The following is a 15,526-nucleotide window of genomic DNA, read 5'->3' on the forward strand; positions in this document are numbered from 1 at the left end:
TCCATTTGGTGCTTTGTATCGCTACTAAACTTTAGCGCACCAAATTAATAAGGCAAAAGGCAAGACCTGACCCTGCAAGGGATATGGGAGATAGGATAGCGCAAGATAGCAAAATTGATTCCAATCAGAGAACTTAGAATTTCACTGCCATCAAATCTGATTGATGAAATTTTTGACGTTTCCAATCTCTATACTTAACAACGATAAGATATTCACCATCTTCCACATCAAAACGCTTTTTTATATCAGAATAAGTCAATATGTAACCGTACAAGTTATTTGGTTGCAGTACAAACCGGTCAGAAAACTCATGGTCATAAGTCATAGGCATTTGCTTAATTTCCAAGCCTGCTCCTCCCATCGCATAAAGCTCAACGCAAATATTTGCACGATTCCTACAATCATCAAAAATGAAATTTCTATCGACATCAATAGCTTCACTGGTCAAGTTAATTAGATTTATATAAAATTTTTCACCATCGTGAAAAACCGTAAAACCGCCCCCCCAAACAGTCATAGAAGCTATTAAACTTAAAAGACCAATTATCTTTGTTAGCATGTTCCCTTTCCCTTTTTAACCGCTGATGCCAAAGCATTGCAACGCTCATATGCCACAATCTGAAATAGAATCAATAGGATCATTGTCATTGATACTCGCGAAACGGTGCCGACATTCTATCCCGCCTCTACAATTGGCTTTGGTCGTCGTCCGGTTTACGCTGCGTTCTGCAACCCATGCTTTATTTGTCGTAGCCTATTGCGGCAATATCAAGCTGTTGCATCAAGCCATTAAACAGGGAGCAAAAGCACTTTCCCGCCAGTATCAGCAGATTATTGATAGCTTACTGCCGCAGTATTAATTCAGATAGTGTAGTTATAATATCCGTGGGAACAGAACCAGATGGTCTAAATCAAGCCGGATACCGATTTGCTCATCAATGGCGTGGTTATGATGGCTTAGTGCCAGACAATACACCTGCTCGCCACCGCTTAGCGCCAGGGTATACAGAATGTGCGAGCCGCGGAATGACTTTTCCAGCACCTTGGCGGTAATACCACTGGCATCATCGTGCACGATATCGTCCGGCCTTATCAGCACATCGACTTTATCGCCAGCATTGGCATTTTGCAGATAACGCTGGTTAAAAATACCCAGACAGGTTTGTACCCGGCTCGGGTCGAGCATTTCACCGGGTAGCATGACACCGCGACCGACAAAGTCGGCGACAAAACGGCTGGCCGGTTTGTGATAAAGCTCGTAAGGTGTGGCCCATTGCTGCAGCTTACCATGCTGCATAACCCCAACCATATCTGCCATCGTAAAGGCTTCAAACTGATCGTGAGTTACCATTACCGCGGTAATTTTTAATTGCTGCAAAATATGGCGGATATCACGGGCCAGTGCTTCGCGCAGCTCTGCATCCAGGCTCGAAAATGGCTCGTCCAGTAGCAGTACTTTGGGCTCAGGTGCCAGCGCCCGCGCTAACGCCACCCGCTGTTGCTGACCACCGGATAACTGATGCGGATAGCGGTTGGCCAAATCAGGCAATCCCACCAGTTGTAATAGCTTTTTGACTTTATCTTGCTTAAATTTACTGCCCTGCCCCTGCAGGCCAAAGCTGATATTGTCGGCAACTGATAAATGCGGAAACAGGGCAAAGTCCTGAAATACCATGCCTACCCGGCGCTGCTCGGTGGCCAGCTGGGTTTGCTGATTGCTGACAACCCGCTGCTGCAAACTGATACTGCCACTGGCGGCAGGCTCGAAGCCGGCGATGGCCCGCAGCAAGGTGGTTTTACCACAGCCCGACGGCCCAACTAAACAGCCAATCTGGCCCTCGGCCAGCGACAGGCTGACATCTTTGACCACCACGTGCGGGCCATAGGCAACTGCCAGCTTATCCAGAACTAACATGCTTAAGATCCTCTGCTGCTATCAAGCGTCCGCGACAACAATATAACCGGAATAATACTAACGCAAACAATGGCCAGCGCCGGTAAAGCCGCGTCGGCCAATCGCTCGTCTGACGCCAGCTCGTAAGTACGCACGGCCAGGGTATTAAAATTAAAGGGTCGTAAAATCAGGGTAGCTGGCAGTTCTTTTAATACATCGACAAATACCAGCATGAGTGCGGTTAACACACTGCCCCGCAGCAGCGGCACATGCACCCGGCGTAACACCTGCAGCGGACTGGCGCCCAGAGAGCGCGCTGCGTTGTCCATACTGGGTTTAATCCGCTCCAGGCCCGCCTCAACACTATGCAGTGACACTGCCAGAAAGCGCACACTATAAGCCAGCAGTAAAGCAAATAAGGTGCCAGAGAACAACAGGCCAGTCCGCAGCCCAAACCATTGCTCGGCCAGTAAATCAATATTCCGATCTGCCCAGGCCAGCGGGATCATCACCCCAATGGCAATAACAGTACCCGGTATCGCATAGCCCAGCGCGGCCAGACGCACCGGCAACCTGACCAGCGGATCACGGCGCAGCCGGCTGGCATAACCAAATAACAACGCCAGCATAACTGACAACACCGCTGCCAGTGCCGCCAGACTAAAGCTATTCCAGACTAACCGGCCAAAATCTGCTGTCAGTAAGGTTGGCCAATTGGGTATGGCCCAGCTGGCCAACTGGCTGGCGGGGATAATAAAACCCAACAGCACCGGTAACAAACAAATACCAGCGACCAGCAGCTGACGAGCCAGCGGTAAGGTGCGCAGCGGACTGATTTGCTGACGCTGGCCCTGATAAAAATAGCGGATTTTCCGTCTGGACCACTGCTCCAGTACCAGCAAAACCAACACAAAGCTACTTAACAGCGCCGCCAATTGTGCGGCACCAGCCTGGCTGCCCATGCCAAACCAGGTACGAAAAATGCCGGTGGTAAAAGTGGCAATACCAAAATATTGCACTGTGCCATAGTCGGCGAAAGCTTCCATCATCGCCAGCGCCACTCCGGTTAACAAGGCCGGCCGGGCGAGCGGTAATGCTACTTGCCAGAAGTGCTGGCGCGGCGTGAAGCCTAACGTGCGGCTGGCTTCAAGCATACTGGCTGACTGTTCGCGAAACGCACTGCGGGCCAGCATATAAACATAAGGATACAATACCAGCGATAACATCAGAATGGCGCCTGACAGCGAGCGGATTTCCGGAAACCAGTAATCGCCATAGGACAGGCTAAAATAGTCGCGGATGGCGCTTTGCACCGGCCCGGCGAAATCAAGCATGCCGGTATAGGTGTAGGCAATAATATAGGCGGGCATTGCCAAGGGTAGCAGTAATAGCCATTGCAACACGCGCCGGCCAACAAACTGATACTGACTGACCAGCCAGGCGGTGCTGGTGCCGATAAGCAATGCGCCGGCACCGGTGCCAAATGCCAGCAACAACGAATTAATAATGTAGTCGGCCAGCACAGTCTGGCGCAAATGGCGCCAGACCTCAATATCAGGGCTGAGCACGCTGCCAAAAACGACCAATACCGGCATTGCTAACAGCAATGCCGGTATCAACACTGACCAACGCCAGATATCCGTTTTTATTGGCAGCATACTACCTCTTTGCTGAACCGTTGTGCCGCAGTTGGCGACTGCTTAACGCCAGCCGGCCCGGTCCATTACCCGGATAGCTTCGGCATTTAACTCACCCAGTTTATCCAGATTTAACTTATCGGCTTTAAAATCGCCCATCTTCTGCAATAAGTCACTGGCTTGCACCCCGGCAACCACCGGGTATTCATGGTTAGTCTCGGCGTACCATTGCTGGGCCTGCTCCGTAACCATATATTCCAGTAACCGCACGGCGTTGTCTTTATTCGGCGCATAAGCTGCCACGCCGGCACCTGAAATGTTGACATGGACACCATTACCCTCTTGATCTGGCCAGAATACTTTTACTTTTTCAGCAACTGAACGCTGCTGTTCATCTGCCAGCATGCCGCCTAAATAATAGGTATTGGCAATGGCGATATCACATACCCCGCTTGCCGCAGCACTGATTTGATCTCTGTCACCACCACGGGGTGGCCTGGCAAAATTAGCCACCAGGCCTTTTGCCCACTGCTCAGCCGCAGCGGCGCCTTCATGGGCAATTAAGCCGGCAACCATTGACTGATTATAAATATTATCTGATGAGCGAATGCAAATGCGGCCGCGCCATTTCGGGCTGGCTAAATCGGCATAAGTTGATAACTCTTCTGGTTTAACCTTCCCCGGCACATACATGATGGGTCTGGCCCGCATCGTTAAGCCATACCACTGGCCGGCAGGGTCGCGAAGTTGCTCGGGGATTGCCGACGTTAACTTTTCAGAATCAATGCTTTGTAGCACACCTTGCTGTTTCGCCCGGTAAAGGCGGCCAACATCGGTACTGATCAGCAAATCAGCGGGGCTGTTACGGCCTTCACTGGCCAGCCGGCTGATTAGCTCGTCCGGTTTGCCGGTAATTAAATTGACCTTAATGCCGGATTGCGCACTGAATTTATCCAGCAGTGGCTTTATCAGCTCTTCCTGCCTTGCGGAGTAAATATTGACTTCATTGGCAAAAACCGCCGCAGTACTAAACAAAGCACTGCTAAGGGCGGCAAGAACTAATAACTTTGATTTCATTCGCATCGAGTTTACTCCGGTTTGTGGAATAGGCAGGGTTGCTATATAACCACAAACGCGAATTATTCTCAATAAGTTTACGATCTAAATTTTCAGAATTTTACTGCTCTGTTACCACCAGCTGACGCAAGCTATGCGCTAGCGTGGCCGCAGACAGCTCGCCCATATGACTGCTGATTAGCTGGCCATCTGCGGCAAAAAACAAGGTGACAGGCAAACCATGCGCCCCGAGCTCGGTGGCTACCCTGCCCTGTTGGTCCAGCAATAAGTGGTTAAACTGCAGCCCGGTCTGCTGCAAATATTGCTGCACAATTTCCGGGTGTTCATGCTGATTAAGCAGCACAAACAGCACATCAGGATAGCGCTGCTCTGCCTGCTGCAGCACCGGCATTTCCCGCTGGCACGGTGGACACCAGGTTGCCCACAAATTAACCACTGTTATCTTGCCCTGTCCCAGTTTAGCCAGATTGACCATGTCACCATTAAGTTGCTGGAAACTGATGGCAGGCAATACCGCCTGTTGTCGGCCAACATAAATGACTGAACTGAAAACGCCAAACAACATGCCTGCTGTTAATACCCCAGCCAACAAGGCCTGACGCTGCTGCCGGCGACGCCATATTAACCAGATCAGAATAAGCACAGCAGCCAATAAGGTCGCGCCCTGATCAAAGCCCCTGTCCCGAATATCCAGCATTTGCCAGATAGTGTCGTAACTGTCAGCAAAGCGGGCTATAAACACCAGCCTGCCAAAAAACAGGCTGCCGAGCAACAGGGTGAGCAGCGGATCGGTAACCGACACTTTATATCTTCGTCCTACCAATGCCGCCACCAGTAAGCCCAGTAACACGCTGATGAGCAATAATAAAGGGGGTAAGGGGATCGCAAGCGGGCCAATAGCAATAGCGGTCATATTATTATCACTTAGTCTTTGTTCAACCGTTGGTTGTGCGCAGAAAAGTCCGGCACTTCACGCTGGTAATCCTGACTATATAAACTGGAGTGAATAATAAAATCGGCGGTAGCGCGGTTACAGGCCACCGGAATATTCCAGACCACTGCCAAACGGATAAGGGCTTTTACGTCGGGATCATGGGGTTGTGAAGATAACGGGTCCCAGAAAAAAATCAGCCAGTCTATTTTTTGCTCCGCGATTAATGCGCCGATTTGCTGATCGCCACCAATCGGGCCGCTGGCCATGCACTGCACCGGCTGCTGCAGCGCATCACTGATTAATTTACCGGTGGTACCGGTAGCAAATAAGTGTTTGTCAGCAAAAAACGGCTTATGTTTGCCAATCCACTCTAATAAGGTCGCTTTTTTGCCATCGTGGGCTACCAGCGCAATGTTTTTCATATCAGTTCTCGTAAATTATGTGCTGTTGACCTTACACCCAAAAAAAAGCCCCGACAAGCGGGGCAAAACAACCAAGGTCCACGTATAACATCGTTATTGGTCTGGCGCTAAACCGGCTTAACCCTCTGTTTAGCGGCCATTAACCACATCATTCTTTAAAGGCTTAACCTGCCTCCACAATCCGTTTCATCGCGGTCATATAACCGCGTAATTTTTTACCCACCAGCTCAACCGGGTGCTGGCGGATAGCCTCATTTACTGCAATCAGCTTCAGGTTATCGACGCCGGTCTGGCCCTGATTTAAACCTTTACCAATATATTCCGTTGTTAAATTATTTACCTTGTCACGAAGCAATGGCACCGCCGCATGGGCAAAAAGGTAGTTGCCGTATTCTGCTGTGTCGGAAATAACCACATTCATCTCATACAACCGCTTACGGGCAATGGTATTAGCAATTAATGGTGTTTCATGCAACGACTCGTAGTAAGCCGACTCGGCAACAATACCGGCGTCCACCATGGTTTCGAACGCCAGCTCGACCCCGGCTTTTACCATAGCAACTAACAGGATGCCGCGGTCAAAATACTCCTGCTCGGTAATTTTTTCATCTGAAACCGGCGCCTGCTCAAAACCGCTGTCCCGGGTTTGTTCGCGCCAGCTCAGCAGGTTTTTATCATCATTGGCCCAGTCAGCCATCATGGTGCGCGAGAACTCTCCGCTGATGATATCGTCCATATGCTTTTCAAATAATGGCCGCAGGGTATGTTTTAACTCTTCTGCTAAATCATAGGCTTTAATCTTGGCCGGGTTACTCAGCCGGTCCATCATATTGGTAATGCCACCGTGTTTCAGGGCTTCGGTTACTGTTTCCCAGCCATACTGAATTAACTTGGCGGCATAACCCGCTTCAGTACCTTCTGCTACCAGCTTATCGAACGCCAGAATTGCGCCGGTTTGTAACATGCCGCACAAGATGGTTTGCTCACCCATTAAATCTGATTTTACTTCAGCAATAAAAGAGGATTGCAATACCCCTGCCCGGTCGCCACCGGTTGCCGATGCATAAGCTTTCGCTACCGCTAAGCCCTGGCCTTTGGGATCATTTTCCGGATGCACCGCAATCAGGGTTGGAACTCCAAAGCCGCGCTTATATTCTTCCCGTACTTCAGTACCGGGGCACTTCGGTGCCACCATCACTACCGTGATATCCGGCCGGATTTGTTTGCCTTCTTCAACAATATTAAAGCCATGCGAGTAAGCTAAAGTCGCACCTTGTTTCATCAGCGGCATTACCGCATCCACCACACTGCTATGTTGCTTATCGGGCGTCAGATTCAGTACTAAATCAGCCTGCGGAATTAGCTGCTGATAGCTACCTACAGTAAAGCCATTGCTGCTGGCTTGCTGGTAGGAAGCCCGCTTTTCGCTGATCGCTTCTGCACGCAACGCATAGCTGATGTTTAAGCCTGAGTCACGCATATTCAGGCCCTGATTTAAGCCCTGAGCGCCGCAACCGACGATAACAATGTTCCAGTCTTTAATAAAATTGCAGCCTTCGCTGAATTCGCTTTTATCCATAAAGCGACACTGGCCCAGCTGCTGTAGCTGTTGGCGTAAACTTAAGGTATTAAAATAATTGCTCATACTATTTCTCAGAATTCAGTTTAGCGGATAAGCCAGGCTTACCTTACACAGCTCTGCCACCACATGTTAGCGGAGCGCCATGACAATTAAGTTACGTCAATGGGCCGGCAGATTGCGTTAATGAGCTAATGATAGACACTGCTATTAATTGCGTGAAGTGATATATTTACAACTCAGTATTTCATTTTATGCAATCAAGGTAAGCCATGGATATTCGCAGTGCCCAGTTATTCCTGCATTTAGCTTCAAGCCTGAACTTTACAAAGACCAGCGAGCAGATGTTTGTCAGCCCATCCACCCTGACCCGGGTGATCCAGCGGCTGGAGGACGAGCTGGGAACCCTGTTGTTTAACCGCGATAAGCGTTCAGTGCAGTTAACGACCGCCGGAGCACGGGTGCAGCGGTTCGTCCGGCTGTGGCTGGACGAATGGCACCAGTTACAGCTGGATTTACAGCTGGCCAGTGCAGAACTCAGTGGTGAAATACGGCTATTTTGTACGGTAACGGCCAGCTACAGTCACCTGCCAGCTATTATGGATAAATTCCGGCTGCAATGTCCGAAGGCTGAAATTAAATTAACTACCGGCGATGCGGCCATGGCGTTTGAAAAAATTAAAGCAGGAGATGTCGATATTGCCTTAGCGGCATATCCGGCACACTTACCCGCTAATATGATTTTTCAGCGCATTGCCCAGCTGCCGGTCTGGCTGATAGCGCCGGTCATTCCCTGCAAAGTAAACGATTTACTCGCTGCACAGCGAATAAACTGGAATGATATACCGCTGGTCCAGTCTGATCATGGCCCGGCCCGCGCCCGCTCAGACCAATGGCTGGCTGACAGCAATATAAAACCCGAGGTTGCGGTAAAAGTAGATGGCCATGAAGCAATGGTATCAATGGTAGCGTTGGGCAGTGGCGTGGCAGTGGTGCCCGAGCCGGTTATAAACCATAGCCCGGTGCGCGAGCGGGTGCGGATTCTGGATATCAGCTATCAGTTTCAGCCGTTTGAGCTCGGTGTCTGTATGCTGGCTAAAAAACTGGAGCAACCGCTGTTACAGGCTTTCTGGCAACTGGCGGCGGCAAAAAAATAAAGCTGCCAGCGGCAGCTTTATTTGCAGAACTAAATTTACTTAATCACTTTCAGATGGCTGCCCTTTTTTGGCTTGGGCGGCTCTGGCGTATCATCGTCGTCAAACGGCTCTGCGAATAACTCCGCTTCGTCGTCTTCTTCTTCCAGCGTAAATACCGTGCCCGCACCATTTTCTTTGGCATAAATGGCCAATACAGCCTTTACCGGGATATATAACGCAAATGGCTGACCGCCAAACCTTGCATTGAAGGTGATGGCATCATTACCCAATTGCATATTGCCGACCGCTGAAGGGAGCACATTCAGTACTATCTGACCATTTTGCACAAACTGCTGGGGTACTTTAACCTGCGGATAACTGGCATCTACCACCAAATACGGCGTACAGTCGTTATCAACTATCCATTCGTAGAACGCCCGCACTAAATACGGACGATTTGGTGACATTGCCGCCATTACAACCGCATCCCCCGCCGTATTTCCCGCTCAGCTTCAGTCAGTGAAGCCTGAAACGCGTCGCGTTCGAAAATCCGCGCCATATAGTTTTTCAGCTCTTTGCTGCCAGGGCCCTGAAACTCAATGCCCAGTGACGGCAAACGCCACATCAGTGCCGCCATATAGCAGTCAACCAAACCAAATTCTTCACTCATGAAAAACGGGGTTTCATTAAACAGCGGCGCCAGCGACAGCAAGCCTTCTTTTAATTCCTGGCGGGCATTGTCGGCATCGTCCGCATTGCTCAGCACTTTTTCTGCCAGGCTGTACCAGTCGTTTTTAATCCGGTACATCATTAAGCGGGCCTGGCCGCGGGCTACCGGATATACCGGCATCAGTGGCGGATGCGGAAAACGCTCGTCCAGGTATTCCATAATAATATCGGCCTGGTATAAGGCCAGTTCACGGTCAAGTAATGTCGGTAAACTGCCGTACGGATTTACTTCGTACAAGTCTTCTGGCAGGTTATCCTGAGCTACCTGAAGGATATCAACAGTTACGCCCTTTTCAGCCAGTACAATACGCACCTGGTGACTGTACATATCATCAATAGCTGTGAAAAGTGTCATCACAGGGCGTTTATTGGCAATGATCGCCATTTATTCCTCCGGTAAAATTAAAAACGGCAAAGGGGCGCTAAGGCCCCTGGTATTTCAATACTAGTTAAATCAACTAATTAGTGAACATCTTTCCAGTATTCTTTCTTCAGCAGATAAGCCAGCACAAAGAAAATCAACAAGAAGATCATAACTTTGTAACCAAGGGCATGCGCTTCAAGTTTGGTTGGCTCGCCAACATATTCAAGGTAGTTTACCAGATCTGCGATAGCTCTATCATATTCTTCTTCGCTCAACTCACCGCTGCCATCGGTTTTAATGCCAACATAAACCTGTTTAGGCTCACCATCGACCAGACGGGTTTCGTAAGTTTTGCTTGGCACGCCCTGTAATTCCTGCAGCACGTGCGGCATACCCACCATCGGGAAAACCGTGTTATTAACACCAAATGGCCGGCTGTCGTCAGCATAAAAAGAGCGCAGATAAGTATACAACCAATCCGGGCCACGCACCCGGGCGACGTTGGTTAAGTCTGGCGGTGTGGCACCAAACCATTTTTCGCCGTCTTTCGCCGCCATATTATTAGTAATATGGTCGCCGACTTTTTCACCGGTAAACATCAGATACTCCATACCCAGCTCTTCCGGAATATCTAAGTCGGCAAAGGTACGCGAATAGCGCTGATACTGCATCTGGTGGCAGCCCAGACAATAGTTCTGGAACAATTTAGCACCATTTTGCAGTGATGCCTTATCGGTTAAATCGATCGGCGCTTTATCCAGTGGTACTGCCGGGCCCGCTGCGATGGCCAGTGAAGAAGCTAATAATGCAACAGCAGACAATAACGTTTTCATCATTAGGTAACCCTCACTGGTAATGGCTTGGTATTTTCATTTTTACTGTAGAAAAACAGCAAGACAAAGAATCCAAAATAAGTAAATGAGAAGATCTGAGCCAGTAGGGTATAGACACCTTCAGCAGGCAGCACCCCTAGCACCCCAAGGGCGACAAAGCTGATACAGAAATTAATCAGGTTAATTTTATGCAAGCCACTACGGTAGCGGATTGAACGTACCTTGCCACGGTCCAGCCACGGTAACAATGCCAACGCAATGATGGCAGCAAACATAGCTACAGCGCCCATAAACGGATGCGGAATAGCCCGTAAAATGGCGTAGAACGGGGTGAAATACCAAACCGGTGCAATATGGGCAGGCGTTTTCAGCGGGTTTGCTGGTTCAAAGTTTGGTGGCTCCAGGAAATAGCCGCCGCCTTCTGGCAGGAAAAATATTACCCAGGCAAAAACCAACAGGAAGCCTGCCACACCGACTAAATCTTTTACCGTGTAATAAGGATGGAATGGGATAGCGTCAACAATGACTTTTTTACCACCACGGGTGAAGTACTGATGGAAAGTAAACTTCTTATCGGCTTCAGTTTGTTCAACAGTACCGTCATTATCTTTCTTAATGTCGATACCGTCCGGGTTATTCGAACCCACTTCATGCAACGCCATAATATGCAGGAACACCAGAATAACCAGTACTAACGGCAGGGCAATAACATGCAGCGCAAAGAAGCGGTTTAAAGTAGCGCCGGAAATAACGTAGTCACCACGGATCCACAGGGTTAAATCTTCACCGATAAAGGGGATAGTACCGAAGATACCAATAATTACCTGGGCACCCCAGAATGACATCTGGCCCCACGGTAATAAATATCCCATAAAGGCTTCAGCCATCAGTACCAAAAAGATTAGCATACCGAAAATCCACAGTAGCTCCCTTGGTTTCTGGTACGAGCCGTACATCATGCCCCGTAGCATATGCAGGTATACTACGACGAAGAAAGCCGAAGCACCGGTCGAGTGCATATAACGTAGCAGCCAGCCGTAATCAACGTCCCGCATAATGTATTCAACAGAAGCAAATGCGCCTTCTGCCGACGGTTCGTAATTCATGGTTAACCAGATACCGGTAACAATCTGGTTAACCAGCACCAGCATGGCCAGTGAGCCAAAAAAGTACCAGAAGTTAAAGTTTTTCGGTGCCGGATACTGCATTACATGCAGGTTCATCTTATCCATAAAGGGTAAGCGGTACTCAATCCAGCTCATCAGATTTTTAAACATCAGACAGCCCCCTCATCTTCGCCTATCACGATGGTGTTATCGTCGATGAACATATGTGGTGGCACCACTAAATTGGTTGGTGCCGGTACGCCCTGAAATACCCGGCCCGCCATATCAAATTTAGAGCCATGACACGGACAGAAGAAACCAGCTTGAATACCTTCAACCTGAGCTGAAAAGTCATTTGGCAGATAGGTAGGAGAGCAGCCGAGGTGAGTACATATACCTACGGCAATAAAAATTTCCGGCTTAATTGAACGATGCTGATTCTGAGCATAAGCAGGTTGCTGTGCAACGTCTGAGCCAGGATCGCGCAGATTTTTTTCAGTTTCTTCCAGCTGCTGCAGGGTTTCTGCGGTGCGTTTTACTATCCACACAGGCTTACCCCGCCACTCTACCCGGATTAACTGCCCTGGTTCGAGTTTGCTTATGTCTGCAGTAACTGCAGCACCGGCTTGTTTAGCCCGCTCACTCGGATTCCAGGATGCAATAAAGGGCACAGCCACTCCAACAGCACCCACGCCTCCCACTACTGAGGTAGCAATGGTAAGGAAGCGGCGGCGACCATGATCTACAGGCGCATTGCTCATCCACTCATCTCCACATTTACGCTTAACTTAAACTAATTTTAAGCGGCTGAATTCCAGCAATTATTATAAGTTTAAAAAATAACGCCGATCATAATGAAAAGCCCTGCTTTACACAAGGTTTAAGGTTGGATCAATAACTAATATATCGGCATGGCACTGGCTTAAACAGCAACAAAGCGTTACAGCTCATGGCTTACAGCCATACTGAATTTTAAAAACAGTAAACATAAAAAAACCCGGCATAAAAGCCGGGTTTCTGGTACCTGCAGCGAATTAACGCTTTGAGTACTGTGGACGTTTACGTGCTTTACGCAGACCCACTTTCTTCCGTTCAACTTTACGAGCATCACGCGTTACGAAGCCTGCTTTACGCAGTGCCGGACGCAGTGACTCGTCAAACTCCATCAGTGCACGGGTAATACCGTGACGGATAGCACCGGCCTGACCGCTGATACCACCACCTTTAACAGTGATATAAAGGTCAAATTTCTCAACCATATCAACCAGTTCTAACGGCTGTTTTACTACCATACAGGCAGTTTCACGGCCGAAGTACTCGGTCAGAACGCGCTGATTGATAACAATGTTACCTGAACCAGCTTTTAAGAAGACGCGGGCCGTTGAGCTTTTACGACGACCAGTTCCGTAGTATTGATTCTGTGCCATGTTATGCTCCGATTAAATATCTAAAATTTGCGGTTGCTGAGCAGTGTGTTGATGCTCTGCGCCAGCGTAAACTTTTAACTTACGGAACATAGCGCGGCCTAATGGGCCTTTTGGCAACATACCTTTAATAGCAGTTTCCAGAACCATTTCAGGTTTTTTCGCGATCAACTTCTCAAAGCTGATTTCCTTGATACCACCTGGGAAACCAGTGTGCGAGTAGTACATTTTGTCTTTCGCTTTGTTACCAGTAACAGTCACTTTCTCAGCATTGATAACGATGATGTAATCACCGGTATCTACGTGAGGTGTATACTCTGGCTTATGCTTGCCACGTAAACGAGCAGCGATTTCAGTTGCGATACGACCCAGTGTTTTACCGTTTGCATCAACAACGTACCAGTCGCGTTCTACGCTTTCTGGCTTTGCAGTAAAAGTTTTCATCTAAACCTATTCCAAATAAACTTAAGTTACACCTAACATTGCGCAGGGCTGTTGCTAACAATGTCGTAATCGCACCCCTTCGAGTACAAAAACTACCGGGCTAACGGCAGTATGAGGCTGTAACGTAGGCCGGGCGCGGATTATATATTAAACAATTACAAAGATCAGCCCTGTTACTGAAAAAATATCAGAAATGTTGCCGATAGTTGATTGCTGCTACGATAAATGCGGTAGCACCAGGTAATCACGGGACTGCATTTCCTGGAGCCGGCTGATACAACGTTTAAACTCAAACTCGAGGATCCCCTGAGTGTAAAGCTGTTCAAGTGCGACCTCGGCCGAAATAATCAGTTTAACCTGACGCTCGTAAAACTCATCCACCAGCGCAATAAAGCGGCGGCTGACATCGTCGTTATGCCGGCCCATTGGCTTCACCCCCGCCAGCAGCACAGTATGGTAACAACGGCTAAGCTCCATATAATCGTATTGGCTGCGGGCACTTTCACACAGGGTGCTAAAGGTAAACCAGACAATACCGTCTGCTTCTGCCACTGCATTTAATTTTCGATTAGCAACCTCTATCTGACACCCTGCCTGGCGCGGTTCTACCGATAACGCCATAAAATATTGCTGCAGGTTCTGTTCTGCCTGCTTATCCAGCGGATGATGATAAATTTCGGCCTGTTCAAGGGTTCTGAGCCGGTAATCGATACCGCTGTCCACATTAAATATCTGACAATGCTGCTTAATCAGGGTTATGGCCGGTAAAAATCGGGCCCGTTGCAAGCCGTTACGATACAGGCCATCCGGTTCAATATTCGATGTGGCAACCAGGGTAATGCCGCGGGCGAACAAGGCCTGCATCAGGGTACCTAAAATCATCGCATCAGTGATATCCGAGACAAAAAACTCATCAAAACAAATAATATCGGTTTGCTGTTTGAAATTATCAGCAACCTGCTCCAGTGGATTTTTCACCCCTTTGAGCTGCTTCAAATCTTCATGCACCCGGTGCATAAAACGGTGAAAATGAATTCGCATTTTACGCTGGGTAGGCAAACACTCATAAAATGTATCAACCAGATAAGTTTTGCCCCGGCCAACCCCACCCCAGAAATACAAACCAGTCAAAGGTTTAAGCTGCGGTGTACCTGACATCAGTTTTTGCCACCAGGACTGGCGCTGCGGTAGCTTATGCACAAAATCATCGTAAAGCCGTTGCAGCTGTTTAACAGCATGTTCCTGTGCTGTATCGTGATGAAAGTCCGCTCGGGTTAAGTCTTGTTGATATTTTTCTGTTGGTGTCATGGTATGTAGTTGGAAACTTTGTTGGTTTAGCGGGCAAAACAGGCGATAATAATAACATGCCTTACCACTCACGCTAAGAAGTTAAGGTACACTGGTTGCAGAATTTACTATTTAGGAGTTGATATGGATCTCACGTTTGCGCTGGCGGGCCTGGCAGTTGGTTTAATTGTGGGGGCAATTCTGGCAAGATTATACAGTTTAAAGCAGTTTAACAGCCATAAACTGCAGCAAGAGCTTGACGCCAGTCGCCAGCAACTGAGTCAGTACCGGCAGGATGTATCGCAGCATCTGGATGTGACCAATCAATTAATGACTCAGCTGCAGGACAACTACTCTCGTATTGCCCGCCATGTGCAGCAATCCAAAATGCAATTAGTTGAACAGCCTGCTATTCCAAAAAATTCTGATTTAAATTACTTGTCAACTGACACCGCTGCCCATATTAAACAATCATTACATCAGATTGATGAAAAACGCCGGGTATATTCCGCTGTTGATGAGCAACCGCGTGACTACTCAGGTGAAGCCAGTGGACTGATTAAAGAGCGGAAAGTCAGCAAGCCTGAGTAATACTTCGTTACATACTGCTTTACGTTAACGCTGAACTTTTTCGATGCCATACCGTTCTTAGTCGCAAGT

General features: G+C 48.6%; 17 protein-coding genes. 2 read left to right on the forward strand and 15 right to left on the reverse strand.

Annotation, left to right across the window (positions count from 1 at the left end; translation table 11 throughout):
- Positions 1-133 precede the first annotated feature (133 nt).
- From R3187_RS07735 to ilvC, 7 genes are all read right to left on the reverse strand, one after another.
- Positions 134-559 carry a hypothetical protein gene (locus R3187_RS07735; protein ID WP_318966128.1) on the reverse strand — a complete coding sequence of 142 codons (426 nt, stop codon included), beginning with the start codon at positions 557-559 and terminating at the stop codon, positions 134-136.
- A 315-nt stretch (positions 560-874) separates the two neighbouring features.
- The gene (locus tag R3187_RS07740) at positions 875-1,915 is read right to left on the reverse strand and encodes an ABC transporter ATP-binding protein (RefSeq protein ID WP_318966129.1); all 1,041 of its coding nucleotides are present in this window, start codon (positions 1,913-1,915) and stop codon (positions 875-877) included.
- Between the two features lie 2 nt (positions 1,916-1,917).
- Complete coding sequence (locus R3187_RS07745; RefSeq protein WP_318966130.1) at positions 1,918-3,552, reverse strand: iron ABC transporter permease; 1,635 nt, start codon at positions 3,550-3,552, stop codon at positions 1,918-1,920.
- Between the two features lie 42 nt (positions 3,553-3,594).
- Positions 3,595-4,614, reverse strand: coding sequence for a Fe(3+) ABC transporter substrate-binding protein (locus R3187_RS07750; protein ID WP_318966131.1), 1,020 nt, complete (start codon positions 4,612-4,614; stop codon positions 3,595-3,597).
- 94 nt (positions 4,615-4,708) lie between these two features.
- On the reverse strand, positions 4,709-5,521 hold the full coding sequence (locus R3187_RS07755; RefSeq protein ID WP_318966132.1) for a TlpA disulfide reductase family protein: 813 nt from the start codon (positions 5,519-5,521) through the stop codon (positions 4,709-4,711).
- An 11-nt stretch (positions 5,522-5,532) separates the two neighbouring features.
- Positions 5,533-5,964, reverse strand: a complete 432-nt coding sequence (locus R3187_RS07760) for a methylglyoxal synthase (protein WP_318966133.1) — start codon at positions 5,962-5,964, stop codon at positions 5,533-5,535.
- 163 nt (positions 5,965-6,127) lie between these two features.
- The gene (gene ilvC, locus R3187_RS07765) at positions 6,128-7,609 is read right to left on the reverse strand and encodes a ketol-acid reductoisomerase (protein ID WP_318966134.1); all 1,482 of its coding nucleotides are present in this window, start codon (positions 7,607-7,609) and stop codon (positions 6,128-6,130) included.
- Between the two features lie 206 nt (positions 7,610-7,815).
- Here ilvC and ilvY point away from each other — a divergent pair, with 206 nt between their 5' ends.
- Positions 7,816-8,700, forward strand: coding sequence for an HTH-type transcriptional activator IlvY (ilvY, locus tag R3187_RS07770; RefSeq protein ID WP_318966135.1), 885 nt, complete (start codon positions 7,816-7,818; stop codon positions 8,698-8,700).
- 35 nt (positions 8,701-8,735) lie between these two features.
- On the opposite strand, the gene R3187_RS07775 is transcribed toward ilvY, so the two are convergent.
- The 8 genes from R3187_RS07775 to zapE form a co-directional block, all read right to left on the reverse strand.
- Entirely contained in the window at positions 8,736-9,146 is a 411-nt protein-coding gene (locus R3187_RS07775; protein ID WP_318966136.1) for a ClpXP protease specificity-enhancing factor, read from the reverse strand.
- 8 nt (positions 9,147-9,154) lie between these two features.
- Positions 9,155-9,793 (reverse strand): stringent starvation protein SspA, encoded by a 639-nt coding sequence (sspA, locus tag R3187_RS07780; RefSeq protein ID WP_318966137.1) that lies wholly within the window; start codon positions 9,791-9,793, stop codon positions 9,155-9,157.
- 77 nt (positions 9,794-9,870) lie between these two features.
- Positions 9,871-10,605, reverse strand: a complete 735-nt coding sequence (locus R3187_RS07785; protein ID WP_413229018.1) for a cytochrome c1 — start codon at positions 10,603-10,605, stop codon at positions 9,871-9,873.
- A 2-nt stretch (positions 10,606-10,607) separates the two neighbouring features.
- Positions 10,608-11,882, reverse strand: a complete 1,275-nt coding sequence (locus R3187_RS07790; protein WP_318966140.1) for a cytochrome bc complex cytochrome b subunit — start codon at positions 11,880-11,882, stop codon at positions 10,608-10,610.
- Entirely contained in the window at positions 11,882-12,472 is a 591-nt protein-coding gene (petA, locus tag R3187_RS07795; protein WP_318966141.1) for a ubiquinol-cytochrome c reductase iron-sulfur subunit, read from the reverse strand. Before petA ends, R3187_RS07790 begins: the two co-directional genes overlap by 1 nt.
- Positions 12,473-12,745: 273 nt before the next feature.
- Positions 12,746-13,138, reverse strand: a complete 393-nt coding sequence (gene rpsI, locus R3187_RS07800; protein WP_097112381.1) for a 30S ribosomal protein S9 — start codon at positions 13,136-13,138, stop codon at positions 12,746-12,748.
- 12 nt (positions 13,139-13,150) lie between these two features.
- On the reverse strand, positions 13,151-13,579 hold the full coding sequence (gene rplM, locus R3187_RS07805) for a 50S ribosomal protein L13 (protein WP_217670122.1): 429 nt from the start codon (positions 13,577-13,579) through the stop codon (positions 13,151-13,153).
- 216 nt (positions 13,580-13,795) lie between these two features.
- On the reverse strand, positions 13,796-14,887 hold the full coding sequence (zapE, locus tag R3187_RS07810) for a cell division protein ZapE (protein WP_318966143.1): 1,092 nt from the start codon (positions 14,885-14,887) through the stop codon (positions 13,796-13,798).
- 123 nt (positions 14,888-15,010) lie between these two features.
- Between zapE and R3187_RS07815 the strand changes: the two genes are divergently transcribed.
- Entirely contained in the window at positions 15,011-15,457 is a 447-nt protein-coding gene (locus tag R3187_RS07815) for a YhcB family protein (RefSeq protein WP_318966144.1), read from the forward strand.
- The last annotated feature ends 69 nt before the right edge of the window (positions 15,458-15,526 follow it).

The organism is Arsukibacterium sp. (assembly GCF_033721375.1).
Taxonomy (GTDB): Bacteria; Pseudomonadota; Gammaproteobacteria; order Enterobacterales; family Alteromonadaceae; genus Alishewanella.

Bases quoted from the DNA above. Each gene is read 5' to 3' on its own strand.
- R3187_RS07740 (WP_318966129.1), bottom strand. From the start codon at position 1,915: ATGTTAGTTCTGGATAAGCTGGCAGTTGCCTATGGCCCGCACGTGGTG.
- petA (WP_318966141.1), bottom strand. From the start codon at position 12,472: ATGAGCAATGCGCCTGTAGATCATGGTCGCCGCCGCTTCCTTACCATT.
- rplM (WP_217670122.1), bottom strand. From the start codon at position 13,579: ATGAAAACTTTTACTGCAAAGCCAGAAAGCGTAGAACGCGACTGGTAC.
- R3187_RS07745 (WP_318966130.1), bottom strand. From the start codon at position 3,552: ATGCTGCCAATAAAAACGGATATCTGGCGTTGGTCAGTGTTGATACCG.
- R3187_RS07755 (WP_318966132.1), bottom strand. From the start codon at position 5,521: ATGACCGCTATTGCTATTGGCCCGCTTGCGATCCCCTTACCCCCTTTA.
- sspA (WP_318966137.1), bottom strand. From the start codon at position 9,793: ATGGCGATCATTGCCAATAAACGCCCTGTGATGACACTTTTCACAGCT.
- R3187_RS07790 (WP_318966140.1), bottom strand. From the start codon at position 11,882: ATGTTTAAAAATCTGATGAGCTGGATTGAGTACCGCTTACCCTTTATG.
- rpsI (WP_097112381.1), bottom strand. From the start codon at position 13,138: ATGGCACAGAATCAATACTACGGAACTGGTCGTCGTAAAAGCTCAACG.
- R3187_RS07815 (WP_318966144.1), top strand. From the start codon at position 15,011: ATGGATCTCACGTTTGCGCTGGCGGGCCTGGCAGTTGGTTTAATTGTG.
- R3187_RS07735 (WP_318966128.1), bottom strand. From the start codon at position 559: ATGCTAACAAAGATAATTGGTCTTTTAAGTTTAATAGCTTCTATGACT.
- ilvC (WP_318966134.1), bottom strand. From the start codon at position 7,609: ATGAGCAATTATTTTAATACCTTAAGTTTACGCCAACAGCTACAGCAG.
- R3187_RS07760 (WP_318966133.1), bottom strand. From the start codon at position 5,964: ATGAAAAACATTGCGCTGGTAGCCCACGATGGCAAAAAAGCGACCTTA.
- ilvY (WP_318966135.1), top strand. From the start codon at position 7,816: ATGGATATTCGCAGTGCCCAGTTATTCCTGCATTTAGCTTCAAGCCTG.
- R3187_RS07775 (WP_318966136.1), bottom strand. From the start codon at position 9,146: ATGTCACCAAATCGTCCGTATTTAGTGCGGGCGTTCTACGAATGGATA.
- zapE (WP_318966143.1), bottom strand. From the start codon at position 14,887: ATGACACCAACAGAAAAATATCAACAAGACTTAACCCGAGCGGACTTT.
- R3187_RS07785 (WP_413229018.1), bottom strand. From the start codon at position 10,605: ATGAAAACGTTATTGTCTGCTGTTGCATTATTAGCTTCTTCACTGGCC.
- R3187_RS07750 (WP_318966131.1), bottom strand. From the start codon at position 4,614: ATGCGAATGAAATCAAAGTTATTAGTTCTTGCCGCCCTTAGCAGTGCT.